Source organism: Wolbachia endosymbiont (group A) of Sympetrum striolatum, from assembly GCF_947250715.1.
Lineage (GTDB): Bacteria > Pseudomonadota > Alphaproteobacteria > Rickettsiales > Anaplasmataceae > Wolbachia.
Genome location: NZ_OX366342.1, coordinates 183,240 through 208,184, shown reverse-complemented (window position 1 = coordinate 208,184; position 24,945 = coordinate 183,240). Strand labels below are relative to the sequence as shown.

At 35.9% G+C, this 24,945-nt stretch carries 26 protein-coding genes and 2 pseudogenes; 1 reads left to right on the top strand and 27 read right to left on the bottom strand.

Annotation, left to right across the window (positions count from 1 at the left end; translation table 11 throughout):
- Positions 1-4 precede the first annotated feature (4 nt).
- From glyS to OOK87_RS00985, 14 genes are all read right to left on the bottom strand, one after another.
- Positions 5-2,098 (bottom strand): glycine--tRNA ligase subunit beta, encoded by a 2,094-nt coding sequence (gene glyS, locus OOK87_RS01050; RefSeq protein ID WP_319803098.1) that lies wholly within the window; start codon positions 2,096-2,098, stop codon positions 5-7.
- A gap of 3 nt (positions 2,099-2,101) precedes the next feature.
- Positions 2,102-2,941 carry a glycine--tRNA ligase subunit alpha gene (locus OOK87_RS01045; RefSeq protein WP_253307313.1) on the bottom strand — a complete coding sequence of 280 codons (840 nt, stop codon included), beginning with the start codon at positions 2,939-2,941 and terminating at the stop codon, positions 2,102-2,104.
- A gap of 44 nt (positions 2,942-2,985) precedes the next feature.
- Positions 2,986-3,744, bottom strand: a complete 759-nt coding sequence (locus OOK87_RS01040) for a phosphatidylglycerophosphatase (RefSeq protein WP_264687806.1) — start codon at positions 3,742-3,744, stop codon at positions 2,986-2,988.
- A 683-nt stretch (positions 3,745-4,427) separates the two neighbouring features.
- Positions 4,428-5,426: a porphobilinogen synthase gene (hemB, locus tag OOK87_RS01035; RefSeq protein WP_264687805.1), complete on the bottom strand. Its 999-nt coding sequence runs from the start codon at positions 5,424-5,426 to the stop codon at positions 4,428-4,430.
- A complete protein-coding gene (gene nuoH, locus OOK87_RS01030) occupies positions 5,419-6,444 on the bottom strand; it encodes an NADH-quinone oxidoreductase subunit NuoH (RefSeq protein ID WP_264687804.1) in 1,026 nt (341 codons plus the stop codon). Before nuoH ends, hemB begins: the two co-directional genes overlap by 8 nt.
- Complete coding sequence (gene nuoG, locus OOK87_RS01025) at positions 6,428-8,476, bottom strand: NADH-quinone oxidoreductase subunit NuoG (RefSeq protein ID WP_264687803.1); 2,049 nt, start codon at positions 8,474-8,476, stop codon at positions 6,428-6,430. The genes nuoH and nuoG overlap by 17 nt, the downstream gene beginning before the upstream one ends.
- Positions 8,477-8,481: 5 nt before the next feature.
- The gene (locus OOK87_RS01020; RefSeq protein ID WP_264687802.1) at positions 8,482-8,694 is read right to left on the bottom strand and encodes a hypothetical protein; all 213 of its coding nucleotides are present in this window, start codon (positions 8,692-8,694) and stop codon (positions 8,482-8,484) included.
- Positions 8,695-8,939: 245 nt separating this feature from the next.
- Positions 8,940-10,442 carry a leucyl aminopeptidase gene (locus OOK87_RS01015; protein WP_264687801.1) on the bottom strand — a complete coding sequence of 501 codons (1,503 nt, stop codon included), beginning with the start codon at positions 10,440-10,442 and terminating at the stop codon, positions 8,940-8,942.
- A 96-nt stretch (positions 10,443-10,538) separates the two neighbouring features.
- Positions 10,539-11,189, bottom strand: coding sequence for a protocatechuate 3,4-dioxygenase (locus OOK87_RS01010; RefSeq protein ID WP_253310013.1), 651 nt, complete (start codon positions 11,187-11,189; stop codon positions 10,539-10,541).
- 1 nt (position 11,190) lies between these two features.
- Positions 11,191-12,888, bottom strand: coding sequence for a recombinase family protein (locus OOK87_RS01005; RefSeq protein ID WP_264687800.1), 1,698 nt, complete (start codon positions 12,886-12,888; stop codon positions 11,191-11,193).
- Positions 12,797-13,072 carry a hypothetical protein gene (locus OOK87_RS01000; protein ID WP_017532679.1) on the bottom strand — a complete coding sequence of 92 codons (276 nt, stop codon included), beginning with the start codon at positions 13,070-13,072 and terminating at the stop codon, positions 12,797-12,799. Before OOK87_RS01000 ends, OOK87_RS01005 begins: the two co-directional genes overlap by 92 nt.
- A 106-nt stretch (positions 13,073-13,178) precedes the next feature.
- Entirely contained in the window at positions 13,179-13,640 is a 462-nt protein-coding gene (locus tag OOK87_RS00995) for an ankyrin repeat domain-containing protein (protein WP_182182953.1), read from the bottom strand.
- Between the two features lie 25 nt (positions 13,641-13,665).
- On the bottom strand, positions 13,666-14,376 hold the full coding sequence (locus tag OOK87_RS00990; protein WP_262986233.1) for an ankyrin repeat domain-containing protein: 711 nt from the start codon (positions 14,374-14,376) through the stop codon (positions 13,666-13,668).
- Between the two features lie 168 nt (positions 14,377-14,544).
- Positions 14,545-15,711 (bottom strand): phage tail protein, encoded by a 1,167-nt coding sequence (locus tag OOK87_RS00985; RefSeq protein ID WP_264687799.1) that lies wholly within the window; start codon positions 15,709-15,711, stop codon positions 14,545-14,547.
- Between the two features lie 90 nt (positions 15,712-15,801).
- Between OOK87_RS00985 and OOK87_RS07390 the strand changes: the two genes are divergently transcribed.
- A complete protein-coding gene (locus OOK87_RS07390) occupies positions 15,802-16,026 on the top strand; it encodes an HU family DNA-binding protein (protein ID WP_353276161.1) in 225 nt (74 codons plus the stop codon).
- Here OOK87_RS07390 and OOK87_RS00980 read toward each other — a convergent pair.
- From OOK87_RS00980 to OOK87_RS00920, 13 genes and pseudogenes are all read right to left on the bottom strand, one after another.
- A complete protein-coding gene (locus OOK87_RS00980) occupies positions 16,007-16,798 on the bottom strand; it encodes a baseplate assembly protein (protein ID WP_264687798.1) in 792 nt (263 codons plus the stop codon). The genes OOK87_RS07390 and OOK87_RS00980 overlap by 20 nt on opposite strands.
- Positions 16,799-16,800: 2 nt before the next feature.
- The gene (locus tag OOK87_RS00975; protein WP_264687797.1) at positions 16,801-17,136 is read right to left on the bottom strand and encodes a GPW/gp25 family protein; all 336 of its coding nucleotides are present in this window, start codon (positions 17,134-17,136) and stop codon (positions 16,801-16,803) included.
- 2 nt (positions 17,137-17,138) lie between these two features.
- Positions 17,139-17,393: a PAAR domain-containing protein gene (locus OOK87_RS00970; RefSeq protein ID WP_253303343.1), complete on the bottom strand. Its 255-nt coding sequence runs from the start codon at positions 17,391-17,393 to the stop codon at positions 17,139-17,141.
- Positions 17,394-17,858 (bottom strand): phage baseplate assembly protein V, encoded by a 465-nt coding sequence (locus tag OOK87_RS00965; protein WP_264687796.1) that lies wholly within the window; start codon positions 17,856-17,858, stop codon positions 17,394-17,396. It lies immediately after the preceding gene.
- Positions 17,845-18,324 carry a hypothetical protein gene (locus OOK87_RS00960; RefSeq protein WP_264687795.1) on the bottom strand — a complete coding sequence of 160 codons (480 nt, stop codon included), beginning with the start codon at positions 18,322-18,324 and terminating at the stop codon, positions 17,845-17,847. The genes OOK87_RS00965 and OOK87_RS00960 overlap by 14 nt, the downstream gene beginning before the upstream one ends.
- 9 nt (positions 18,325-18,333) lie before the next feature.
- Positions 18,334-18,834 (bottom strand): phage tail protein, encoded by a 501-nt coding sequence (locus OOK87_RS00955; protein ID WP_264687794.1) that lies wholly within the window; start codon positions 18,832-18,834, stop codon positions 18,334-18,336.
- Position 18,835: 1 nt separating this feature from the next.
- Complete coding sequence (locus OOK87_RS00950; RefSeq protein ID WP_264687793.1) at positions 18,836-19,141, bottom strand: head-tail joining protein; 306 nt, start codon at positions 19,139-19,141, stop codon at positions 18,836-18,838.
- 122 nt (positions 19,142-19,263) lie between these two features.
- A complete protein-coding gene (locus tag OOK87_RS00945) occupies positions 19,264-20,268 on the bottom strand; it encodes a major capsid protein (protein ID WP_264688463.1) in 1,005 nt (334 codons plus the stop codon).
- Positions 20,269-20,305: 37 nt separating this feature from the next.
- Complete coding sequence (locus OOK87_RS00940; RefSeq protein WP_264687792.1) at positions 20,306-20,680, bottom strand: head decoration protein; 375 nt, start codon at positions 20,678-20,680, stop codon at positions 20,306-20,308.
- 67 nt (positions 20,681-20,747) lie between these two features.
- A pseudogene (locus tag OOK87_RS00935) lies at positions 20,748-21,389 on the bottom strand (S49 family peptidase); the annotation flags it as partial.
- Positions 21,390-21,404: 15 nt separating this feature from the next.
- Complete coding sequence (locus OOK87_RS00930; RefSeq protein ID WP_264687791.1) at positions 21,405-21,620, bottom strand: gpW family protein; 216 nt, start codon at positions 21,618-21,620, stop codon at positions 21,405-21,407.
- 1 nt (position 21,621) lies between these two features.
- Positions 21,622-23,450, bottom strand: a pseudogene (locus tag OOK87_RS00925) (phage terminase large subunit family protein).
- A complete protein-coding gene (locus tag OOK87_RS00920; RefSeq protein WP_264687790.1) occupies positions 23,447-24,931 on the bottom strand; it encodes an ankyrin repeat domain-containing protein in 1,485 nt (494 codons plus the stop codon). Before OOK87_RS00920 ends, OOK87_RS00925 begins: the two are co-directional and overlap by 4 nt.
- Positions 24,932-24,945: the final 14 nt, after the last annotated feature.

The window sequence follows — 24,945 nt, the reverse complement described above, 5'->3', positions numbered from 1 at the left end:
TCCATTACTTGACTTGTATGAGGTTAAAATCTGCTACTAAATGAAAGACGGAAACTACATTTTCAAGCAAAGATAATCTGTTTCTTCTCAGCTTATCAGAATCACAGTTAATCTTTACACTGTCCATAAACTGATTGATAAACGGAGCAAAACCAGCAAGTTCATCAAGCGCTGCATTAAAGTGGTTATTTTTTATCGCTTGTTTTATGTTTTTACAAGCAGTTATAGCACAATTTGATAGCGCAATTTCTTCATTTTCAATCAAAAATCTCTTACCGTAAGATGCACTATAAGTAGTGCCATCACTTTTCCTTACTTTGCTCATCATGTTACTGACTCTTTTGTAAGTGCTTAGAATCTGTTCACCTTCTGGCGTACTAAGATAACGATCCAATATAACAGTTTGCTTTTCTGCTGTCAGCAGATCATTAATATCGATTTTATATAGTATTGAATCTACGACATCTTGCCTTATATCTCTATTTTTTAAAATAACCTTGAATCTTTCTAAGCAGAATCTAAATACTAGTTCTGAAATTTGTTTTCTATTTGGCTTATCAACTGACGTTGTATTTTCATTAAATAGAAGCCTTGAATATAAAGATACTGACTTATCTATCAATAGCCTAATTGGAATATGCAAATTATTTTCAAGTATTGTTCTAATTATACTAATTGTCATTCTCCGCAAACCAAACTGATCATACGAACCAGAGATTTTCTCACCTGCTGCAATTAAACCAACTAAGCTATCCACTTTGTCTGCAATTGACACAGCAATTGCTGAAGGGGATTTAGGACACTCCTGCTCTGGCCCGATTGGCTTATAGTGTTCAGTTATAGCTTCCACTATTTCTCTATCTTCTTGAAAATAAGAAGCATAATATCCACCCATTACTCCTTGTAATTCTGGAAACTCTCTTACTATCGATGTTGCCAAATCAGCTTTTGCCAAATATGCAGCACGTTCAACTTTTATCAGCGAAGCATGTGGAATAAATATAGCTATATACTTTGACAGAGACGTAATACGCTTCACCTTTTCCCCCACGCTGCCAAGAAAAGCATGAAATAATATCGAACCCAATTTTTTGACATAATGATCCAGATCTTCCTTTTTGTCCTGAGATATCAAAAATTGTGCATCAGCAAGACGTGCTTCTAATATTCTTTCGTGTCCTTTAACAACTTCACCATTGTTGACGTTGACAACAGTGACAAAGTGTGAAATTCTCTTTCCATTACTTAAAGCAAGATATTTTTGCTGCGTATTAATTATACTAAGAATTACTTCCTTCGGTAATCCAAATGACTTTTCTTGATTCACTTCACCAAACAGTACGATTGGCCACTCTATAAGCCCTGTCAATTCATTTAGTAAATAATCATTTTTCTCAAGTTGTAAATTCTGCTCTTTTGTGAATTTATTAATCTGATCTAGTATAAATTGCTTTCTTTTGTCCATCTGGAGAATTACGCTGTTTTTTTCTAGCAATTCAAAATAGTCTTTAGGTGCTTTAATAGTTAACGTCGCATCACTTGAGAGAAATCGATGGCCATATGTTGTGTTAGATGCTGTGATCCCTGCAAAAGACACAGGTATTATTTCGTCATTTAAAATGCATAAAATGTTTTTAATTGGCCTAACCCACCTTTCTTTTCCTTCGCCCCATCTCATGCTCTTCAACCAAGAAAAGTTTTTGAGCATTTCCTCCAGTTGATTTTTGAGGAATTCTCTGATGTTAAATGAGCAGCTTTCTCTTTTAATGAAGTAAAAATCCTCATTATTTACTTTTCGAACGAGCAAATCTTCTTCATTTTTCTGATATTTTCTTAAAAAACCTTCGATAGCACTTTTTGGTGCGTTAATGTTTGGTCCCTTAACTTCGTTATTGGAATCCTTTAGCTCCAAAGCATTTATGTTGTCAACAAATAGGGTAATGCGACGTGCCGTTACAAAAACCTCCATTGATGTAAATTTTACATTATTTTTGTTAAAAACATTGGCAATACAGCTCTTAACTTGAGTTGCAGCTACATTCTGCATTCTCGATGGTATTTCTTCTGAAAGGCACTCAAATAACAACTGCAACGACATACGCTATTTACTCATGTACAATTCGCAACATTTTTTTGTCAGCTCTCTAACTCTACCAATATGCGCTGTACGTTCATTGACACCAAGCACACCTCTTGCATCAAGCAGATTAAGTAGGTGACTAGTTTTAATACATTGGTCATAAGCTGCAATTGGTAGCTCCTTTTCAATAAGGAACTTACATAATTTTTCCGTATCTTCAAATTGCTGCTGTACCACTTTAGTATCATAATAATCTAACGCTAAATAAGAAAATTCATATTCTCTTTGTTTAAAAATATCTCCGTAAGTTACACCGTTATCGTTCCAAGTTATATCGTAAACATTATCTACACCTTGTATGCACATTGCTAAACGTTCCAACCCATATGCCACCTCACCAGGAATCATCTTGCAGTCAATCCCTCCAACTTGCTGTATATAAGTAAGCTGTGTTACTTCCATTCCATTGCATGTAACTTCCCATCCAAGTCCTGATGCACCAACACTTGGGTTTTCCCAATCATCTTCAACAAACTTAATATCATATTTTTCTGTAGATATGCCAAGAGCTTTTAAGCTATCTAAATAGACGTTTTGTAAATTATTACCAGATGGCTTTATTATAACTTGATATTGGTGATGTTGATACAAGCGATTAGGATTATCACTATAGCGTCCATCTGCTGGCCTAATTACTGGTTGTAGATATGCAATTTTTGTCGGTTTTGTATCAATTGCAGACATAATTGTTGCAGGATGTAATGTACCAGCACCAACTTCAGATGTGTATGGGTGAAGTATAACGCACCCTTCACCAGCCCAAAAATCTTGCAACTCTTTTATTATACTTTGTAAATTCACACAAATTGCACACTTTTTATACTAAATATATAAATAAATAAGTACTATTCAATATTTATTTTTTTTGCAGCACTATGTAAATAATCACCTAAAACTGCTGAACTTTCCCTCACATACTGAATTATGCTTTTATTTAGGACAATTGCATCATGCATAGTTAAATCGCAGAATATAAATGCTGTTAAATACAGTAAAATCACCGCATAAAATGTGTGAAAAATCCCCTCAAATGTAATTGAAATTGCATTATTATAGCTGAGTTGTATTGAACTTATTGGCCATGGTTTTATCACTTCTACGACATTAAAAAATACGTAAGGTATCATAAGAAAAAAGAAAAAGTGCATAAAATCATTAAACCAAAATGGGCATTGAAACATCTGCTTACATATACTCCCATAGAGTTTACTTACAGTATAATAAATTGACATTATTGCTGGCATTGAAAGTGCTACAGTCAATACTTGCCCTGACGCTATTTGTATTACTATTTCTTCACCACTGTTTGCTGAAGGGTCCTGAGCATGAAAAATAAATATTCCAATTAATTGTATTACTAACATAACTATTGCCAATTTTGTAAAAACAGCAGCTACAACTATTCCTGAATTTGGCATTTTATATAGTAAATATTCGCCTCCATATGTAAAAATCAATATAACATCTACAATAAATAATATTAAAAAAGAAGACCAATAGTTCTGCCAACCTGGTAAATATCCTATTCCCAAAAAAGAGCTTACTGTTTTGGCAGGAAAAACCTTACCTAGCGTCTTTCCCAAAAATTCAAAAAAAATCCCCATGCTCTAAGTAACACTTGGTTTATATTATTTATAATACTGTATTGTAACGGACTTATCAATAGACTTCTTGCATAGAAAAAAGGCAAATAGTTATTATAGCTCTAAGTTTACCGACAACCGTTCCCTCCCTGTCATCCGAGTAGCCTTCTCTTGTATGGTCCCAGAGTGTGATGGTGTGGGTCTATTATAAATATCAAGCAAATAAAAAAAAGGCAAAAGAAACCCCGGTCACTGTTTATTTTCAGTATTGGCGTTTTTTTAAGTCTTAAACACTGCGATTCAGCTGCTTTTAAGTGCAACTAACCTTAGCTTTAATATTTAAGAAATTTACTAAGCAAAAAAAAGGCAAAAGATATCCCGTGTTAGCTAGTTGTCACTCTCTAATCCTGCAAATCGGCGTTCTATACTGTCTTAAACGCTTTGTAAGCGCGTTTCAGCTTATATGGGTAAAAACCCAGAAAGGTTGTGAAGACATAAGGTGCACATAGTGCAAAAAATTAAAAATAAGACGCCAATCACGTAATACTGTTGTCGTTTAATCTGCACAGATTGAAGATAATAAAATACCTTCATTTTCATGATAAGGGGGCTGGCGAAGCTTGTAAAGTAGGTTTTGCATTTTCATGCTACTTGGATTTTTCTAAATCATAATGTTTGCACAGACGTGCCTTTTAGCCACACTGCTAAACGGATACCAAATTTTTTGCAACATCAAGTGCAGCGTAAGTGAATATTGCACTTGCACCCGCACGTTTGAAACCAATCAAAGATTCATAAATCACCTTGTCATAATCTAGCCAGCCATTATTTGCAGCAGCTTTTATCATTGCGTACTCACCGCTTACTTGGTAAGCAAAAATCGGAAAATTAAACTTATCACTTGCTGTTTTGATAATATCCAAATATGGCATACCTGGTTTAATCATAATAAAATCTGCACCTTCATTTATATCCATTTCAATTTCGCACATTGCTTCGTGCGCATTTTTATAATCCATTTGATAACCACTTTTGTCTATAGAATGTGATAGCCCACATGAACCAACGACTTGCCTGAATGGAGCATAGAAGCTAGAGCAATATTTCACCGCATAAGATAATATTAATACGTCTTGAAAGTTATTATCATCTAATGATTTTCTGATTCTTCCTATTCTACCATCCATCATATCAGAAGGAGCAACTATATCACATCCTGCCTTCGCTAAAGCAAGTGCTTGCTTACACAGTACTGATATAGTTTCATCGTTTTCTACATCCATCTGATTATCTTTTAAAATGCCGTCATGGCCATGAATAGTGTATGGATCCAGTGCAACGTCTGCAATCATACCAATTTCAGGTACCTTTAATTTTACAGCACGGATTGCTTTGCAGATTAAGTTGTCAGAATTATATGCTCCCTCAGCGTTTTCAGATTTTAGTTTACTATCAACTACAGGAAAAATTGCAACAGCATTAATTCCTAAATCTTTAGCTTCCTTAACTATAGACACTAATCCATCTATTGAATAACACTTTACGCCTGGTAAGCCAGAAATTGGTTCAGTTGTTTCTTTTCTGTCGTGAACAAACAGAGGAAGAACCAGATCATTTACTGATAGACTATTTTCACTTGTTAAATTGCGAACCCATTTGCTCGAGCGCCTGCGCCTTAATCTTGTATTTGGAAAATTAAACATTGGACCCAGGTAAATTCCCAGTAAAGAGCAACACTCCTGAAATGAGTACCACCCAAAGCACCGATATTGGCAGAAACACTTTCCAACCAAGACGCATTAGCTGATCATATCGATAACGAGGTATTGTTGCTCTAATCCAAATAAATACGAACAAAAGTATAACTATCTTCAAAACGAACCAAATCAAACCTGGAATTTTGTAAAGTAAACTGAACTCCAGCGGCGGATACCATCCTCCTAGAAAGAATATCGTCATCATAGCACTTGCTAGAATCATATTTGCATATTCTCCAAGAAAAAAGAGGGCAAAAGGCATGGATGAATATTCAACGTTATATCCAGAGACAAGCTCTGCTTCAGCTTCTGGTAAATCAAATGGGTGACGATTAGTTTCTGCAAGCAAAGAAATAAAAAATATTATTCCTATAGGCATTAGTAGCAAATCAACCCAAAATGGCATGTTGTGTTTCGCTACCACCATCTCTCCAAGGTTCAACGTACCAGTTGTAACAACAACTGTAGCAACTATTAAGCCTATTGAAACTTCATATGAAATCATCTGAGCAGCCGACCGTATAGCGCCAAGAAATGCATAATTAGAATTGCTTGACCAGCCTGCAATAATTACGCCGTATACTCCCAGCGACGATATAGCTAGCACATAAAGCACTCCAACATTAATATTTGCTATAACCTTAGGAATCACTACTTGCTGGCCATTTTCTACAATTACTTCAGCACCAAACGGTATAACTGCCCAGGCAATTAATGCCAAGATAAAGGTAAGCATTGGAGCCATAATGAACAGTATGGTACTCGCTCTAAATGGTATTATCGGCTCTTTAATCAGTAGCTTAATAGCATCTGCAAATGGCTGCAATAGCCCAAAAGGTCCAACTACACTTGGGCCGTGTCTCAGTTGAATTGCACCAATAACCTTACGCTCAAAGTATACCAAGTACGCAACTGAAAGTAGTAGCGGTACTAAAATAAATAAAATATTAACTAGCGTGTTCATAAAAAGCTTTAGTACAATCTGCCATTATTTTTGAAGCGCGACTTATTGAATCCGTCATATAAAAATTACACTCCTTTAAAGTGAAAGGTGTATTACTTAAGCTTATCCCATCATTGCTAATTGGCACCCATGTGTTTTTTACCACTTGATCGGCATTTCTAAACTGTGGACCGATAGTATCTAATTTTTTTCTCACATCAAATAAACTATCATACAGTAAAGAAAGGTCTAAATATTGTGAAAGATTTTTAATAATTAACCAATCCTCCTTTGCTTCACCAGGTGGGAATACAGCTAAATTTGTTCTTTGCACTCGACCTTCAGTGTTTACATAAGTTGCATATTTTTCTGTATATGCAGCACCAGGCAAGATAACATCTGCCACATGTGCACCCTTATCACCGTGATGACCTTGATAAATTACAAATGTATTTTCTAATTTTGATGTATCAATTTCATCTGCACCAAGAAGATAAACCACTTCTATGTCACCACTTTCTGCATTTTCCAGTATCTGATTAGTGTCTTTTCCACCTTTTTCAGGAACAAACTCAACGTCCAGACCACCGACTCTTGCTGCAGCTTTATGCAGAACATTAAAGCCATTCCAATCATCTCTGATCATGTTAAATTTTTCTGCAATTTTGCCAGCTAGAATTAGAATTGATTCAGAATCATCTCTTATTAATGCATCTTGACCAATGATCAGCATAGGGTTTTGGGCGGCTACCAGCAGCTCACAGAATTTATGATTTCCATTTGCTATTTCACTCAAAATATCAGGATTATCGCCCAATTTCTCAACATGATACAAATATTCAATGTTAGGACCAACACTTGCAATAGGAAAGTTGCCCTGTAAATATCTCTTTCTCAATCTTACATTAATGATCGGTGCTTCTATCCTTGGATTTGTATTTATAAGCAGACACAAATCTGCATTCTCTATACCCTGGGTAGTGGTATTGAACACATAAGATCCGCGATTACTTGGTATAAGCTTTGCACCATCTTGCCTGCAGTCTATATTCCCCGAGCCGAGCTTCTGCATCACTTCTTTGAGTAGAAGCATAGACTCACAATCTGCTAAATCACCTGCAATTGCAGCTATTTTATTTGATTTTGTATTCTTTAATTTCTTTGCAGCAATAGTTAATGCTTCATTCCAATCAACTGGGGCTAATTTACCATCTTTTTTTACATAAGGTTGATCAAGACGCTGAACTTTTAGTCCATCATAGGCAAAGCGGGTTTTATCTGATATCCATTCTTCATTTACCTCTTCGCTCAGTCTTGGTAATATTCGCATAACTTCCAGGCCACGATAATCAACTCTAATGCTACTTCCCACAGCATCTAGCACATCTATAGTCTCACAATGTGATAGCTCCCATGGACGCGCTGTAAAGGAGTAAGGCTTTGAAGTTAAAGCCCCTACCGGGCAGAGATCTATGATATTTCCAGATAATTCAGAACTAATATGCCTTTTTATGTAAGTGCTAATCTCTACATTTTCTCCCCTTCCGATTCCTCCAAGTTCATTTGTACCTGCAACATCAGACAAAAATCTAACACACCGAGTGCAATGAATGCATCGATTCATCGCAGTCTCAATCAGTGGTCCGAAGTGTTTTTTTGGCACAGCCCTCTTATGCTCATCAAGTCTGCTGGTTCCTTTCCCATAAGCCATCGTGATATCTTGCAAATCGCATTCACCACCTTGATCGCAAATTGGGCAATCAAGCGGGTGGTTAATTAGCAAAAACTCAAGCACACCTTCACGTGCTTTTTTAACCTTAGGGGTATCAGTGTGAATAACCATCCCTTCTGCAACTGGCATTGCACAAGAGGCTACTGGTTTTGGAGGCCCACCCTCAACTTCAACCAAACACATTCTGCAGTTACCAGCAATTGCTAAACGCTCATGATAGCAAAAACGTGGAATTTCAACGCCCACGACTTCACAAGCTTGAATTATAGTGAGCCCATGCTCTACTTCACATTCCTTAGAATTAATAGTAACTTTAACCACAACTATTATACAGCTTCCCACTTTATAGGATTGCTGCTTACCTCATCTTCAACCAGATTGCCGTTATCATATTGAGCAGACATATAATTCATGCGCGAGTCACGATCTATATATCTAACAGGTTTTACCGGTTTATCTTTATACATTTTTTGCTCGGCCTTCTTACGCTGAGTAGGGTTATTTTTACTAGCTGTCTTTGCTTTCCCACCTACTGCCATATAAACTCCTAAAAACTTTTCATTCTATTTTAACACTTAAGTATATAGCGTCAATATTTAATAACTTTAAAATTTCAATAGATCTCTTATTATAATCATTGTTTAAATAAAAAGTTACTCCTTGATATCATTCCAGTGCTTGACCAGAAAAAAAGAAATATGCATCAGCTACTTTCATTTGCTGCGCCTCGAAAATAAACGTTCATGTAGCTGTGAGTCAAGCCATAAATCCAGTATAAAGACCTTTAATCATTGGCTTCGTAGTACTTTTTAACCAACTTATTAAGTAACCTTACACCAAAACCTACTGCTCCTCTTGGACAAATGTCAGTACCTTTTTCGTACCAAGCAGTGCCTGCGATATCTAAATGTGCCCAGCAAGTTTCATTCACAAAACGCTGTAAAAACTGTGCAGCCATTATGCTATCTCCACCAGAGCCTGCAGGAGCGATGTTTTGAACATCAGCAATCGGTGAATCAATAATTTTGTCATAAGTTTCATTCATAGGAAAACGCCATAACTTCTCACTTACTTCATTTCCTGCATCAATCAGACGGTTTGCTAATTCATCATTATTTGAAAAAAGACCAGCATATTCGTTATTTCCAAGTGCAACCACTATAGCACCAGTTAAAGTTGCAAGATCAATCATAAATTTTGGTGAGAATCTGTCTTGCGTATACCATAAAGCATCTGCAAGTATGAGCCTTCCTTCTGCATCGGTGTTCAACACTTCTATCGTCTGTCCAGACATTGAAGTTACTACATCACTCGGCCTTTGAGCATTACCACCCACTGCATTCTCTGCAAGTGCAACCACGCCGATTGCATTTACTTTTGCTTTTCGTCCTGCTAAAGCATGCATCACACCAACTACAGCAGCAGAGCCTGCCATGTCATATTTCATCGACTCCATACCACGTGAAGGTTTGAGTGATACTCCACCAGTGTCAAACGTTATACCTTTACCAACAAAAGCTATTGGCTTTTGTTCTTTAGAAGCCCCATTCCATTTTATCACTACTAATTTTGGTTCTTTACTACTTCCTTGTGCGACTCCAAGCAAGGCTCCCATTTTTTTCTCTTCCATCTGCTTTTTATCAAGCACTTCGATTTCAAGACCAAGCTTAGTAAGCTCTTTTTTTATATGATCAGCATAGGATTCTGGATATAGAATGTTAGGAGGCTCTGTTATAAAAGAGCGCGCAAGGAATATACTCTCACCTTCTTGCCTTAAGTGCTCAAATGATCTTTCAGCATTACTTAATTGCTCATCTTTTACTAATACGGTAATTTCCTCTACCTCTGTAATTTTCTCATCCTTTTTAGTTTTATACTTATCAAACTTAAAACTACGCAGAAACGCACCATATGCAACATTTGCTGCACTACCTTCGATTAAAATCGCTGCTTTCTTAATTTTTAATCTGCTTAGCTCACAATATATTTTACCACCAATATTTAATTCTTTATTTTCATTCCATTCATCCTTATTACCAAGTCCAACAACTACAACGTTTTTTCCTTCTGGTAAAATGGTAGAAGAAAATTCACCAAAGCTTCCATTAAAATCGCTAAATTGCTTTATATTATCTATGATCTGTTTTCCTTGCAAAACTCCGCCATCATTTACGGTTTCGTTGTCCTCAAATAAACCCATTACTATTGTTTTAAAATCGGGCGAAATTTTAGAAATTGTTATTTTCATTGCTGGCATCTCCGTTGCAAATAATTGTAAACTGTACATAAAACATAGCAAAAACATCAGTAAGATATTTTTCATATACATCCTAAGTACAATAACATTCAAGTTTACTATGGACTACCTTACATGCAAGGGTTTTTATCTTTTATTAGAGAACTTATTATATCCACCCAAGGTAATGTTAAACGTATAGGTTTTTATGACCTGATCACTGTAAGTAAATGGTGTTATGAGAAGGCTTGCAAGCCCATTACTAACAAAATCTCCAAGAACAGGATCAGCACAATTATCGCAATTATGGTCAGCAAAAAACATTTGCGTTGTGAATTCTGGAAAATCTGGATGTTGAACTAGAAAGTTAATATGTGGAGCTCTCTCACCAATTTTACCAGGTGCTATCGTAATAAAATTATAATAGCCAAGATTATTCACTACAAACCTTCCTGATCCAGCAAAATTCGGATCGAGTTGATTATCCTCTATATTCTCATCGTAATGGTTCACGCCGCGTGAATTCGCGTGCCATATAGAAACTACAGCATTTTGTATTGGTAAACAGTTTATATCAGTAATTCTACCCACTATGTGTATTAATTCTCCTATTGCACTATTTGGAGAACCAGCTTTCCTTCTTAAATTGTTTGAAGAGCTAAAATTTTTTGGCCTTGCATCAAGGTCATATATTTCTGGAGTTTCAATGCAGTTGAGCAAAACAGGATCAGCTGCAAATAGCGGCAAACTGAATACCGTTTGTACTAAAAACGCTAATAAGATATTTTTCACATTCATTTCATTCACAATAGACTTCTTGCATAACCATATAACAAACTTTTATTGGGAATAGAAACGAAAAAATTACTTTACAAGCTTCGCCAGCCCCCTTATCATGACGTCCAGTACAATGTTGCAAATTAAAAATCTCTCCATCCTGTGCTGGTTCTTCGATTCTAAACGCCACTTCTACCTGGTCATAACCAATCTGAATTCGTTCTACTAATGCTTTAATGATGCCACGCTTAGTTTGCCAATCTAGCTGTTCCAAATTAGATTTTACACTGGAACAAAGACTCTTTATACTGTTGATGATAAGGTTCATTCCCTTTTCTATTGCTTTTTGATCAACTACCTTTTTCTTCTCTTCTTCTATCCCTCTTAAGCGTTCCCTCATTCTTTTCATCGTCTGTTTAAATTCTTCCTCACTTATATATCCTTTATCTCCTACATTTTCTTGACTATAATAGTCTTCCATTAACTTTTCGATGCCTTGTTTTATTTGATTTTCCCTTCTTGCAAGCTTCTTATCTGATGATTCATCATTTTTATTTTCTGCAATTCTACGGTGATACTCATTTTTTATTATCTCTGGGTTTTTTAGTAAATTTTTCACCTTTTCCCATATAGCTGTTTCTAACATATCTGTACGGACCAATTTATTAGTACACTTCTCCCTACCATCAGTAATACGTATAGTACTACTACAGCGATAATAGCTAAACTTTTTTCCCTCAACTCCACATTGTGCACCACTATACGCATATCCACAGTTTTGACACACAACTAGACCTTGTAATAGATATTTCTTTTTTCCTCCCTCTCTCTGCATCCTTGCTCTTTTTCTATTTTCATCCAGTTGCTTTTGTACTTTATTAAATAACCCTTCATCAACTATTTTTGGTACTGGTATATAAATCCAGCTGTCCTCATCTGTGCGACAGATAGAAACCTTTTGTTTATTTCTTTCTCTTTTTTCAACCCTCTTTAATTTACCAAACGCTGCTTGTCCTTTATATGCTGGATTTCTTAACACCTTCCAAATTATTATTGGACACCACACCTTCTTTCCAGTTCTTGTTCTAATTGACTTATCTCTTAGTCTACGTATCACTTCCCTTATACTTATTCTCTCTTGCCCTACCCACATGAATATCTGCTTTACTATTTTTGCTTCCTCTTCATTTATTTCAAACTTTGTCTTTTCTCTATCTACATGCTTTATACGATTATAACCAAAAGGTGCAATGCCAATTACACTTACACAGCCTTTTTTTGCTCTATGGAGTTTTCCCCTACGACTACGTTCCATAATCTTTGTACACTCATATTCTGCCACTAATCCTTGCATTCCCAATAACAATTTAGACTCTGGATTATTTTCAGTCTTATGATTTAAGAATATTACTTCTACTCCTGCTTTTTCAAATTCATCAAGTAATATCATTTGATGTGCAGATTTTCTTGATAGTCGGTCAGGTGAATGAATATAAATTTTATCAATTTGATCTTCTCCTACTTTATCACGTAATGCATCTAAACCTTCACGTTCTAAACTCCACCCACTAAGCCCATCATCCTTAAATTCATACTCATTCAATAACTCATGCTTATCTGCAGCAATTCTATGCTTGAGCTCGGCAATTTGACTCTCTATTGTATTGTTCTGCGCTTGACTCTTCGATGAAACTCTTGCATATAAGGCCACTGTTATCATTTTTCTTTATCTCCTTTTCATTGTTTCTTTTTACCGCATACCTTAGTAACAGCTCATAGGCGTCTGCTAGATGTTGTTCCGCTAATTCATCTGGCTCGTATCGGCAAGTTAATGTTCTTTTTCTCATAGTTTCTCCTGCAAATGTTTTTGTAGTGCAAGGAGCCTTACCACTCCTTTTTTCCATCAATCCATTTACTCTTATGAAAAAGACCAACTTTTATCAGCTACAGCCTTCAAATTTGGTCTAGCCCTTCCTTTACCAACTGCTGTTGCGCTTTCTGATACGACTCTTATTTTTTTAACAAACTTTCCATTTTCTCTGTTTCTTTCTTTAATACCTCGGCTATTTCTTTGCTATTTTTCGCATAATCCATCGCTGTTATTCCAAATTTATCTGCTTGCTCTATTTCAGCCCCTGCTTTTACTAGCTCCTCCACTATTTCTTTTTCTCCTACCATACATGCAAGATGCAGCGGAGTGCATTTATTGCCATACTCTTCAGCATTTACATTCCCTCCTGATTTTATCAATTCTCTAACTGTTTCTAGACGTTTCTCCGTTATCGCTAGATGCAGTGCTGTATGTCCTCTTACATCTGCTGCATTCACATCTACTCCTTTTTCGATTAATAACCTCACTGTTTTTACCTCTACTGCATAATGTAGAGCTGTTCTTCCTTTTTCGTCTCTTTCATAAATATTTTTAAACGAGTTCTCTAATAGTGACTCCTCTTTTTTACCCAGCTTTACCATAACTTACCCCACCTTTTCTTTAAACCTAAGCCTTCCTTTTTACCACCTCATCTATCATTGCATTCACTTGGCTGATTATCTTGCTTGCTAAATTTTGACATTCTTTCTTTATTAGCGATTTGTCTCTCCTCCTTATTTCTCCTATCTCTATTATTTTTAGCTCCGGCATGTAGCTTCCATTCAACATGTCTGCTATTTCTCCCACTAGCCCCTCTATTCCATAGCACGTCAGTTCTCTACTTTTTGTTATTCCTCCTTTTTCTCTCAAAAATTTACTCGCCTTTTCACTCTCTTTGCTATCACATAGACGATACTTTTCACTTTCCCAGATATAGTACATTGGTGTTGCACCGTACTTATTCAGTTGATTAACTTCAGCTCCGGCCTTTACCAGCTCTTTTATTATTTCAACTCCTGCTCCTCCTATTTTGCACGCAGAGTGCAGTGGCGTACATCCAGTGACATATTGAGTGGCATTTACTTCTGCTCCTTCTCTTAGCAGCACTTTTACATTTTCTAAACTTTTTGCAAATACTGCACAGTGCAGAGGTGTATAACCATTTTTATCTCTTGCATTAACATCTGCTCCTTTTTTTATTAATAACCTCACTGTTTTATAATCAGAGATTTCTACTGCTTGATGCAAGATCGTCTCTCCTTCTTCATTTCTTTTATTAATGTTTTTAAACCCGTTACTTGATACTTCTTTAAAAAACTTACTCTTGCTAAAACTCATTTCATACCTCACAAAATTAGCTTTTCTAGCGCCAGACAAATTTCTTATATTTACCTGCCGCTATTCAAGTCATGTCCGTTTTAGCATAAGAAAGCAAGTCTTTTTCTTTTTATTTCATACACTTTTACCTATTATTAATATAATATATGAGGATCTAAATATAAGTACTTAGCTTATTATACATATTACTTGACTATTTTTCCAACTTCTGTGCAAATGTCGATGTTCGTGCCACTTCAGTACTCCTGGATAAAATACTAAAATGTGCTTTTCTAATTCGTGTATTGAGTCTTTTTGCTCTGAATCTGAGTCATTTTTATAGTAAACGTTGTGTTCTGCTAAAACATATTTTCTGACCTTCTGATCTGTATAATTTTCTAATTTGTAACGATGGATAATGCTGAATCTTTCTAAAATTGGCTTGTGTTTTAAACTCCAATGTTGCCCTGAAAGTTTATCGCTTCCCAATACAAATTTATTCCCTCTTTCCTCTACACTACTTACTGGAAAACATGCGTTTATTTCTCCTAAGCTCCAACTGTCCGATAATATAACTTGCGCTTTCGCAAACTTTATTTCTGGTAATAAACTTTGTGGTAATGGATATAGTGCTTTTAAATTGTACCACTGATGACTCCTTTCATAGATGCCTTTGTAATCCTTTGTGTGAGGCTCTGTTTCTCCAAGTACTGCTACATCTAATCGATATATGTCATTACTAAATGTTTGTTCATAATGCTCTCTTAAATAGTTGTCTACAATCTCTACTAACGGACCTCTAGAACTGAAAAAATTTATTCTTCCAAACGATAACACTGGTCCATCTTTTTCAACTTTTCTACCTGAATAGTCTGATAATAAGCTGCCGAATATACTTTCATCTAATATAAACCTATCAACGTTATAGTAGTCATTAAAAATCCTCATTAGCCTTGATCTTGCTGGTAATGATAGTTTTGCAAGCTCTACAACCGCATCTACAAAAAAGTCATTTGGAACATCTTTTATCCCTATCTGCAGTTCAAAAAAATGTTTACCAGGTGGTTCTTCGATAATTGTAATATCTTCTATATTTGCCCATTTGAGAGCTATTTTGAGTGAAGCAGGTGTTCCTCGCAGTCTTTGAAATTTTACTCCTTCTACTATAGCTCTTCTTTTATTTTTTACCCAACGCAGTATCTCTTCTAAACCATATTCTTCTATTATCCACGGCAGTATTTCATCTTTAAGACTAAATTTAAATCCCCTGATGCAACTTGGATCAACTTTGTAATCGATTGCATCAACCAGTGCTCGCTCTTGCTTTGTTGCGTTTGGTGGTAATAAATTTTTCATTTGTCTTTTCTTTCAAGTTGCTTTAATTTCCTTTATTTAGGTAGCTTATGAGTAAGCAAGAGATCATTGCAGAACTGATCAAAAATAAAGATGTTCTTAATATCGAAAACACTTTCCATAATATTTAACCATATTATCCATACTTTAAAAAACAAGTTACAACTTCTGGAAGAAAATCAATACTTTCGTCTCCCTAACATTGGTCATTTTTATCCAGTAAACCTTAAACCACTTATTGCACGCAATCCCCTCACTGGTGAAACTTTTTCGATTCCACAAAACAAAAAAATACGTTTTAAATCCTATCTAACTTGACGTAGCCAAGCACTGCACACTCATTCCCCAGAACCACAACATCCTCTCTTGGCTCGATTAATTCTACGTTTTCTACACCCTCTACAAACAAATTTGCTATTATCCAAGATCTTGTAACATTCCATCCCAGCCTTCTATTTGCTTCAAACTTCTTAATGAACTGCTTCTTGATTTCCTCCTTCGATATTACAGGACTTATGCTCATTCTGCTGTGAATATCTATTTCCATAATATTGCAACCAATCACTGTTACTGCATCTGTTAATACCCTTATATCATCTCTAGTAATCTGCTTTTTTACAATTTCAAGTAGTTCTTCTGATGCTGTGGATAACTTTGTTGATAAAATTGAAATTTGTACTTTCCCTGGTATGGGTGATTCTACTAATGCATCTTGTACTCTACTATCTGCTGACAGTGCATGATATTTATAATATTCCTTACTTCCTCCTGTTGACCAACTTGCTATTTTTGCTTTTACCCTCTTTCTAAGTCTTTCATCATCTTCTTCTTTTTGTCTCTCCACTCCATAAAACTCAGCTAAATTATCAAGATCTTCTCCCGTTGCAAATTTTAATAAATTACTTTTTACAGCTTCGTTTATCCTTTGTCTGAGTAACAACTCTCTCCATGCTGCTACTTCTAATACCTTCATTGCTGGATCCGATTCTACTAATCCTGAAAAGGTTTCATCTCTACGGACTAACTCTTCTTTCATTCTCGAAAAGATTTCTTCATAACTCAGCTTTTCTACAATATTTAGCTGTTGCATCTTTAAACTACAATTTCATCAAAATGAATGTTTTTCCCGCTTGGTAAGTATAATCCTTCTAGTTCAAGCGTTACTTTTCCTTCTTTCACCTCTGTCATTTTTACTTTTTCTAGCTTAAATCTTTCCTCCCACCTTTGTAGAGCTTCTGCTACTGCTGAATAGATTTCCAAAGTTAAATCTCTATTTATTGGCTTATCTACTAATTCAAATAGTCTTGACCCATAATCTCTCCTCATTATTCTACTGTTAATAGGAGTGGTCAGTATATCAATTATTGATTGTTTCAGATGTTCTATTCCTTCTAATTCTTTTCCTGTTTTGGAGTCCATCCCTTTCATTTTTAGCCTGCAAACACGTTTTCACTGCCTTTTATTACTTTAAACCCACATGAAACTATATCTCCTACTCTTCCTATACCAAGACCATTTGAAAAAACTGTTTTTGATCCTTCAGTTAATGCTCTTCCTTCACTAAAACTGTCTCCTTGTCTGCACATTGGCTTACCATTTACAAAAACATTGTTACTCCCACTAATGCAAAAATGCGGTGTTACTTCTACACAATAATCTCCTACTCGTACAACCGATTTATTCATTTAATTAAGGTTTATTCTATCTGCTTTCAGTTTTATTTCGCTCTTCGTCATCTCTATGCTCGATTCCCCAGCTTTCAGTGTTATTTTGTCTACTACTTCAATCTCTAAATGATGCTTCTCTTTATCATATAATAATCTTGTTCCATCCTGAAACTTCACACTATTTATTTCTTTTTTATTCTCTGGTGCAGAGTATTTTTCCTGATATATTCCTCCTAATACCACTCCTAATGATAGTTCACCAAGAGGAGAAAATACCATTACTTGTTCATCGATATCTGGAGAAGACCAATCTCTATCTTTTCCTGCTTTGCTTGTTATCCATGGCAGATAATCTGTTACAATATCTCCTATTTTCACTCTTACTTTTGCTTTTTTATAATCTACTTCTTTCACCAATCCAATACGGATAATATTCGCTAATTTTCTATTTAGCTCTGAAATTGCAAAACTATGGTCTAACATGCACTTCACCTATCTCAATAACATGTGGCATTATGCCAGTTGACCATACTGATTTACCCACGCGTACCTCATGAAACCATTCAACTAGCCACACAAGATAAGCATCCAATTCTGGCCTAAATCCGTCAATTTCTGCAGATATAAATTCACCTGGTGAAATATTTTTCATATTCCAAGTATTCTTATTTACTACTCTCGCAACCTCAGCAGCTAATGTTCTAACAACTACCGAGGAATCCTCTACTGTTCCATCAACTACAATCCTCGCTTCAAATCTTGCTTTCAGCGCTAATTCTTCTGTTCCTGGATCATGTCCTTTTTCAAAGCCACTAAGTTCCACAAATACCGCTGGCGCTAATAATTCTTTTCTTATTGCTGGATAAATCTCACATGTCTGTATAGCCGGTATTTCTTCCTTCAGTGTGCTGCAAATTGCTTGATGTAAATCTTTCCAGAACTTTGTCATGCATATAATTTAACTCATGTAATGTATAAAATATTTTTCAAATACCTTTTCAACTTCATAATTAACAAGATTCCCTATTATCCTTGAAGCCTCAGGTTTCAGTGGCAACTTAACTTCCTTTATTGGCAATGCTGACCTTCCTTCACGTTTAAAAATACCGCTATTTCCTTTTGGCATAACTGCTGCAAATCCTCCTATAAACTCATGCTTTCCTACTTTCGATCCTCTTCTTGTTTTTTGTATTTTGCCAATTGTCGATGCTCTAATGTCATAGAGATTTGCTCTAATTAACACTTCTAATCTGCTAGTTTTCGCCTTAAAAATTCTTAATCTCTTTCTTATCAAACTTAATTTTACCTTCTTTTCCTCACTGATTTCCTTAGCTGCTTGCGCTTTTAACCATAGTGCCGTTCTGTTTAATGCTCTCACTATTGCTAATTCTATTTTTCTTCTTTTAGCATTTACACTTTCTATTACCTCATTAATATTAACTTCTATATGAATAGACATTTTACACCCCAGATGCTTCGATTCGCCAGATCATTCCAGATTTATCTCTAAGTGGTGGTGAGTGCATCTTATACTTACAGTTACCAATAACAAAAATATCTCCTACCATTGGCTTTAATACATCAAACACACTTACTTCCAGCAATAAAGTTTCTCCTACAAATTGTCCTTCACCTATCTCGTATAATTTATCTGGCTGTTGCTTTAATACCTTTACCATATATGACTTATCCTTTGATTTATATAAAGCCACTTCTCCTAAATGGATAAGACAATCTTTTAATAATCTCTTTATATTTTCCTGCATACCATTTTCTCTAAAAGTCTTTACATATTATTTTAAACATATTGCATATCTTATATTTTTATGGTATATTTTTATGGTATATTTTTAAGGTCATAAATAGAGTTTTCTATGTGGGGACCCTACTATGTTGTTACTATTTTCGCTAAAACGGCCGGACGATGGCACATTGGCAGAGGATTTGACTGCGTATGCAAATCAGTTCCTCTATCAAATCTTCTTGGCTCTTGTTTTGCATAGAGTGGCTGTCCAAGAGTATTTACTGTCTCATTAAAGTCTGCTGGTGCAAAATATGTTGTAAATGTACTTGCTGTTCCTACTGGAAAACAGTGTCCTGTATCTCTTTCTATAAATCTTCTCACCGTTCCTTCAGGGTCAGTTGCTTGTCCTCTATATTCCTCAAACATTATACCACAGAACGCAAATCCTGACCTCATATCATTTCTTAGCGCCGCACCTTCTTGCCATCTTTCATATGCTTCTTTTACTTTTGCATGAGAAGTTAGTGCATCAAAAAACTCAGGGCTTACCAAGGCATGAATTCCGGTCATATATTCACCACTTAGATTATCTTCTATATGCCGGAGTACTTCCAGACACTTACGCTTGACATCTGTTGTTGCTGTTCCCAGTGCAAAATTTACTACTTTTGGTGTTATTTCAAATTCGTTGTACAAATTTAATAATTCTGACCCATCAGCATCTAAAATTATTCCTTTCAGCGCTCCCATTCTCAAATGCTCCAACGTTATTGCATGTTTGTTTCTCATTAGCTGCAAATGATCCGTTACTACATCTGCCAGCGCTTTAAGTTCACTCTCTGATCCAAATGCCCTTATTCCCTGTACTTCCTCTGGTAACACTACATCATCATGTGGAATATGTGGAATCGTAAACGTTCTTACCTTTCTTTTTCCTCTTTTTCCTACTGTTGCTGGTGCTCCGGGTACTTGTGTTGGCAATAGGCTTAAAACTCCATTATGTTCTTCTATGGTAATATGTCTAAACCTTACTGATCTACTTGGAAATAAATTTAAATTTTCAACACGTCCATAATTTACCGGCAATATATTCATCGCATTTGTTAGTGCCGTCATGCTAAATGCTGTATTTGTAAATGGATTTTGCATTTTTTCTTTTCCCGCTTTTGTGTTTTTAATAGCTTTTTTAAGCTCCCTTGCGGATAATGATCCCTCGTCCTTCAAGTTGCTTTATTGCTGCAGTTTTCTGCTCTTCAGTGATATTTGCTGGCCACACAACTGCATGATCTGCTAGCATTGCACTGCGAGTAATAATTACTCCTTTCATATCAGAATCTTTGCTATGTATATCGGTTGTAATTACTCCTACTGCTGTTTGTGTGCCGTCTGTTCCAGTGGGGTTCAGCACTCTAATAAAACCATCATCTGTCTTCTTGGCAACTACTGTACCAATTTTAATATTTTGACCTTTCGCTACAGTTATTTGGTCTCTTGAATATAGACTTGATGCCTCATACTTTAATAAGTCACCTAGATTATTTTGTTCGCTTATACAACTCATAAATTTCTCTCCTTAACTTCTTACCGCCGCTTTTATCAATGCTATATACGGCGGTTATAAAAATACTTTAACTCCTACGACTTCTTGCTACCTGTATCATTAAATCTTCTCCTGAATTCTGTGGTATTGCACTCAGTATTTCTGTCTTCTTCGTTCGCTCTGCTAGCAGTTCCATTAAAACTTCCCTGGCTTGTTCAACACTTACGCTTTGCTCAATAAATTCTCCTATCTTTTCTGGCATCTTTGACATATTACATAATCTTATTATCTCTAAAATTTCTCTACGACAGTTTTCGTAGCCTTCATCAGTTAACTCATTAGTTGTCATACTAACACTCCTATGATTATTGATAAATTCAAAAAATGTTGTAACTCCATCTGCAACACCTATTTCTACTGCTTTCTCGCCAAAATATAGACCTGCTTCTGTTGATCGAATCTTTTCAATTGAAAGACCTCTGTTCCTTGCTATTAGCTGCAAAAACATTTCATATAGTCGGTCTACTTCTTTTTGTAAGCTTCCCAGACTTTCAGACGTCATTGGCTCATGTGGGTTTAAATCATTCTTTCGACTACCAGCAAAGATTGTGGTATACTTAATACCTTGCCTTTCATCAAACCTACTTTGATCTATGTGACTTGCTATTACTCCAATACTTCCTACTCCTGAAGTTCTACTCACAAATACCTTTTCAGCGCTAGAGGCTAAGGTTTTTAGTAGCATTTATAAAATTCCTTTACTTGTTGAAAAAATAATCTTTCTTTTGGCTACGGTTTTCAGTTCAGCTTTAATACGTTGTCTTAAGCTCAGTAGATCCTTTATCTGAACTTCAGCATATCTCACAACATGGTCACCATATGCAATTGATACTACTCGCTCTCCGTTTTGCAGCTTCTTTATCGCTTCTTCGACTTGACTTAAATATTCTTGATTGTACATTTTACTTCTCATTCAACCATTTACTTTGCCTCACTTTTTTAGGCTTTTTACTTTCCATTTTTCCACTCAAACTATTCCATTTACTCTCTGGCCATCTGTCTATTCCCAGTGCTATCGATGCTGCTCTCGCATAAATTCGGCAATCTAGTACTTCATTTCTGTCTCTTACCTTTTGCCACTCCTGTTTGGTGTATCCTTTTACTACCTTGCTGACTAATTGCTCTGCCGTTAGCTGCTTAAAATATTCAGGTGCATACTCAGGAAAATGACAGTATCCTGCTGGCACTTTCTCTTCTTCTTTTAAAACATTAAGTAATTGAAAAAGTTCTGACTTTAATATTGATACTCCTACTGGCCAGAGCTTTATTCCTCTCTTTAGCTTTTGACCACCAACTGTTATATCAACTCTACTTGGGCTACTCAGCGGCACTAGTGCTTTATTTACACCTTTCACTGCCATTACTCTTCCAGACCCTTGATGACTTCTCACCCAGTTGTAAACTTCCTGCGTTGCATACCCTGCATCAACCGCCATCATACTTATCATATATTCAAGCCCATTTTCACCGATAAAATGATGATTGAGTAACTCTGAAAGCTTTCCCCATACTTCTCCACCTCCTGTATCTCCTTCAAATACTCGATAGTCTATTGACCAACTTTCACGGCTTTTTCCCCAGGCTACAACTTCTACTTCTAACCGATCTTTTTGGACATCTACTCCTGCAGTAAGTACCACTTCTCTCCTAGGTACTGTGCCTACGGGAAAAATTCTCTCCTGTTAAATAATTGCTTCCAGTCTGGTACTTCTCCTTTATCTACCCAAGTTTCTCCAAGCGTAGTATTTATCCAAACTTTCAGTAATTGCTCACTCTCTTTTGCATGGAGAAAATCTTCTACTGCTCGAGTCCAGCTATACCAGCCAACTGGGCTATAAAGACTTGAAAGGTGAAATCCTATTACTTTGCTATTTTGTACTTGATTTGTAGCTCTCCATTCTCCACGTTCAAGCATCTCTGTCTTTTGATGATTTTCTATCTTTTTACCACATTCTATACATATATAGTGTGCTGTATTTGGATTTTTATCTTCCCATTTTATTTGTGACCACTTTAGAACTTGATAGTAATTACAATGCGGACATGGTACAAAAAAATATCTCTTATCTGTTGCTTCAAATTCTTTCTCAATTCTGCTTATTCCATGAATCGTTGGTGTTGATACTAAAAAAATCTTTCGCCGTGCAAATGTATTAGTTCGTGCAATACTGAGCAGTACTGGATCTCCTTCACCTCCTGAGTCTCCTGGATAGGCATCAATCTCATCAAGAAAGAGATATTTCACTGGCATAGATCTAAGTCCTACACTGCTGTTTGCTCCGGTTATTACTACTATTCCACCTGGAAATTCCTTACTTTGTACAGTGTTACCTGAATCTCTTGACCTTGGATCTTTTACTTTGCCCTTTAAACATGGTGTACTTTCGATAAGCGGCGCAAATCTTCCTTTAGACCAACGTTTTCCCATTTCAACTGTAGGCTGCACTACTAGCATTGGACCTGGTGTTTGATCGATGATATAGCCAATCCAATTATTTCCTGCTTCTGTTCCTCCAATCTGCGCTCCTTTCATGAATACTACTTTTTCTGCTGGTGAGGACGGAGAAAGTGAATCCATGATTTCTTCAAGGTATGGCGTTCTCTCTGTTCTCCATTTTCCTGGCTCTGATGCTGAAGTTGCTGCTAAAACTCGATACTCATTCGCCCACTCTGATACTTTAAGCTCTGGATCTGGTCTTAAACCTTCAGAAAAAGATGTTGCGTATATCATTGTCTGCATCTACTCATAATTGGTTCTATTTCAACATCATTAACAGTAGAACTACACTCTTCCAGTTCCATAAACATCTTTTTCTGAAACTCTTTTTCTATATATCTTTTGCTCATCTCACTTATCATTATTGCTATAACAAGCGCAAATACCCCTGTTATTGTTGCAAAAATGATTGCACTGCTTATTGCTGTTACCGTTAAACCTATATATGCTGCCATTGCTACTGCGCTAACTGTAATACAGATGCAGATAATATTATTATGTTTTTTCATCCTTTTATCTGCTATTTCTCTCTGTGCTATATATTTATTATGAAGGGTTGGAAAATTAACAACGATATCTCTGCAGAGTAACGCTCCATTTTTTTCATTGAATAAAACTTTAAGTAATTCTAAATTATTTGACTTGATTGCTAAGTGCAAAACAGGTGTATAACTTGCTCCTTTTTTCAGCAATAACTTTACTACATGTAAATGCCCTTTTTCCGCAGCAAGGTAAATCGGTGATAGACTTCTATTGTTTGAAATATCAATATCGATTTCTTCTTTTAAAATTGCATCTACAAGTTCAATTTCTCCTTTTTGTGCAGCTAAATGCAATAGACTATTCTTTTCAGAACCATATTTATTGCTCATCAAAGTCTTCTTTATCTCAGGTCTAGCGTAATCAAATGGTGTCTTGCCGCTATCGTCTTTTACCAGAGGGTCTATATCTTCTCGCGTTAGTAAGACCTCTATTGTTTTAAGTCTTTCAGCGTAATGTAGTGGCGTTTTATTTTCGTAGTCTTGTAAATTAACTTGAGCATTAGGCTCCTTTATTAAGCATTTGAGGATATCAAGACATAAGTCTCTTTCATCGTAATTAGTATTACTTACAGCTATATGAACAGGTGACAATTTCATTGAGTTTTGTCCCATACGTGCACTATTTACATCTGCTCCTAGCTTCAGCAGTAACTTTACTATCTCCAACTTTTTATTATTAACTGCATAGTGCATTGGTGTCTGATTTCGTGCATCAAAGACATCTATTTCGGCTTTTCCTTCTTCCACTAAAATTTTTACAACATTTTCATGTCCTATGCCCGCTGCTAGATGTAATGGCGTATGATGCAAAGCATTTCGTGCATTAACGTCAATACCTTTTCTGATCAAATATCTAACTGCATTAACTTCACCTATCATTGCGGCCAAATGAAGTAAGCTATCTTGTTCTGACCCGTATTTGTTATTAATTAGCGCTTGTAATATTTCTGCTTTTTTCCCTTCTTTGGCGTAATCAAGAGATGTTTTACCGTCATTATCTTCTACAAAAGGATTAATGTTCTTCTTTGTGAGTAACAAATCTACCATACTTAATTCGTCAAACTCTATAGCGCAATGTAGTGGGGTCTTTCCGTTTAACCCTCTGACATTAACATCTAATCCAGGTTGATTGATTAAACACTTTATTAACTCTAAACTTAAGTTATCAGCCATTTTGTATTCAAAAT

What these genes read in the sequence shown, in the direction of transcription:
- glyS (WP_319803098.1), bottom strand. Translation starts at nt 2,098, where the DNA reads ATGTCGTTGCAGTTGTTATTTGAGTGCCTTTCAGAAGAAATACCATCG.
- OOK87_RS01040 (WP_264687806.1), bottom strand. Translation starts at nt 3,744, where the DNA reads ATGGGGATTTTTTTTGAATTTTTGGGAAAGACGCTAGGTAAGGTTTTT.
- hemB (WP_264687805.1), bottom strand. Translation starts at nt 5,426, where the DNA reads ATGTTTAATTTTCCAAATACAAGATTAAGGCGCAGGCGCTCGAGCAAA.
- nuoH (WP_264687804.1), bottom strand. Translation starts at nt 6,444, where the DNA reads ATGAACACGCTAGTTAATATTTTATTTATTTTAGTACCGCTACTACTT.
- OOK87_RS01020 (WP_264687802.1), bottom strand. Translation starts at nt 8,694, where the DNA reads ATGGCAGTAGGTGGGAAAGCAAAGACAGCTAGTAAAAATAACCCTACT.
- OOK87_RS01015 (WP_264687801.1), bottom strand. Translation starts at nt 10,442, where the DNA reads ATGTACAGTTTACAATTATTTGCAACGGAGATGCCAGCAATGAAAATA.
- OOK87_RS01010 (WP_253310013.1), bottom strand. Translation starts at nt 11,189, where the DNA reads ATGAATGTGAAAAATATCTTATTAGCGTTTTTAGTACAAACGGTATTC.
- OOK87_RS01005 (WP_264687800.1), bottom strand. Translation starts at nt 12,888, where the DNA reads ATGATAACAGTGGCCTTATATGCAAGAGTTTCATCGAAGAGTCAAGCG.
- OOK87_RS01000 (WP_017532679.1), bottom strand. Translation starts at nt 13,072, where the DNA reads ATGGAAAAAAGGAGTGGTAAGGCTCCTTGCACTACAAAAACATTTGCA.
- OOK87_RS00995 (WP_182182953.1), bottom strand. Translation starts at nt 13,640, where the DNA reads ATGGTAAAGCTGGGTAAAAAAGAGGAGTCACTATTAGAGAACTCGTTT.
- OOK87_RS00990 (WP_262986233.1), bottom strand. Translation starts at nt 14,376, where the DNA reads ATGAGTTTTAGCAAGAGTAAGTTTTTTAAAGAAGTATCAAGTAACGGG.
- OOK87_RS00985 (WP_264687799.1), bottom strand. Translation starts at nt 15,711, where the DNA reads ATGAAAAATTTATTACCACCAAACGCAACAAAGCAAGAGCGAGCACTG.
- OOK87_RS07390 (WP_353276161.1), top strand. Translation starts at nt 15,802, where the DNA reads ATGTTCTTAATATCGAAAACACTTTCCATAATATTTAACCATATTATC.
- OOK87_RS00980 (WP_264687798.1), bottom strand. Translation starts at nt 16,798, where the DNA reads ATGCAACAGCTAAATATTGTAGAAAAGCTGAGTTATGAAGAAATCTTT.
- OOK87_RS00975 (WP_264687797.1), bottom strand. Translation starts at nt 17,136, where the DNA reads ATGAAAGGGATGGACTCCAAAACAGGAAAAGAATTAGAAGGAATAGAA.
- OOK87_RS00970 (WP_253303343.1), bottom strand. Translation starts at nt 17,393, where the DNA reads ATGAATAAATCGGTTGTACGAGTAGGAGATTATTGTGTAGAAGTAACA.
- OOK87_RS00965 (WP_264687796.1), bottom strand. Translation starts at nt 17,858, where the DNA reads ATGTTAGACCATAGTTTTGCAATTTCAGAGCTAAATAGAAAATTAGCG.
- OOK87_RS00960 (WP_264687795.1), bottom strand. Translation starts at nt 18,324, where the DNA reads ATGACAAAGTTCTGGAAAGATTTACATCAAGCAATTTGCAGCACACTG.
- OOK87_RS00955 (WP_264687794.1), bottom strand. Translation starts at nt 18,834, where the DNA reads ATGTCTATTCATATAGAAGTTAATATTAATGAGGTAATAGAAAGTGTA.
- OOK87_RS00950 (WP_264687793.1), bottom strand. Translation starts at nt 19,141, where the DNA reads ATGCAGGAAAATATAAAGAGATTATTAAAAGATTGTCTTATCCATTTA.
- OOK87_RS00945 (WP_264688463.1), bottom strand. Translation starts at nt 20,268, where the DNA reads ATGCAAAATCCATTTACAAATACAGCATTTAGCATGACGGCACTAACA.
- OOK87_RS00940 (WP_264687792.1), bottom strand. Translation starts at nt 20,680, where the DNA reads ATGAGTTGTATAAGCGAACAAAATAATCTAGGTGACTTATTAAAGTAT.
- OOK87_RS00930 (WP_264687791.1), bottom strand. Translation starts at nt 21,620, where the DNA reads ATGTACAATCAAGAATATTTAAGTCAAGTCGAAGAAGCGATAAAGAAG.
- OOK87_RS00920 (WP_264687790.1), bottom strand. Translation starts at nt 24,931, where the DNA reads ATGGCTGATAACTTAAGTTTAGAGTTAATAAAGTGTTTAATCAATCAA.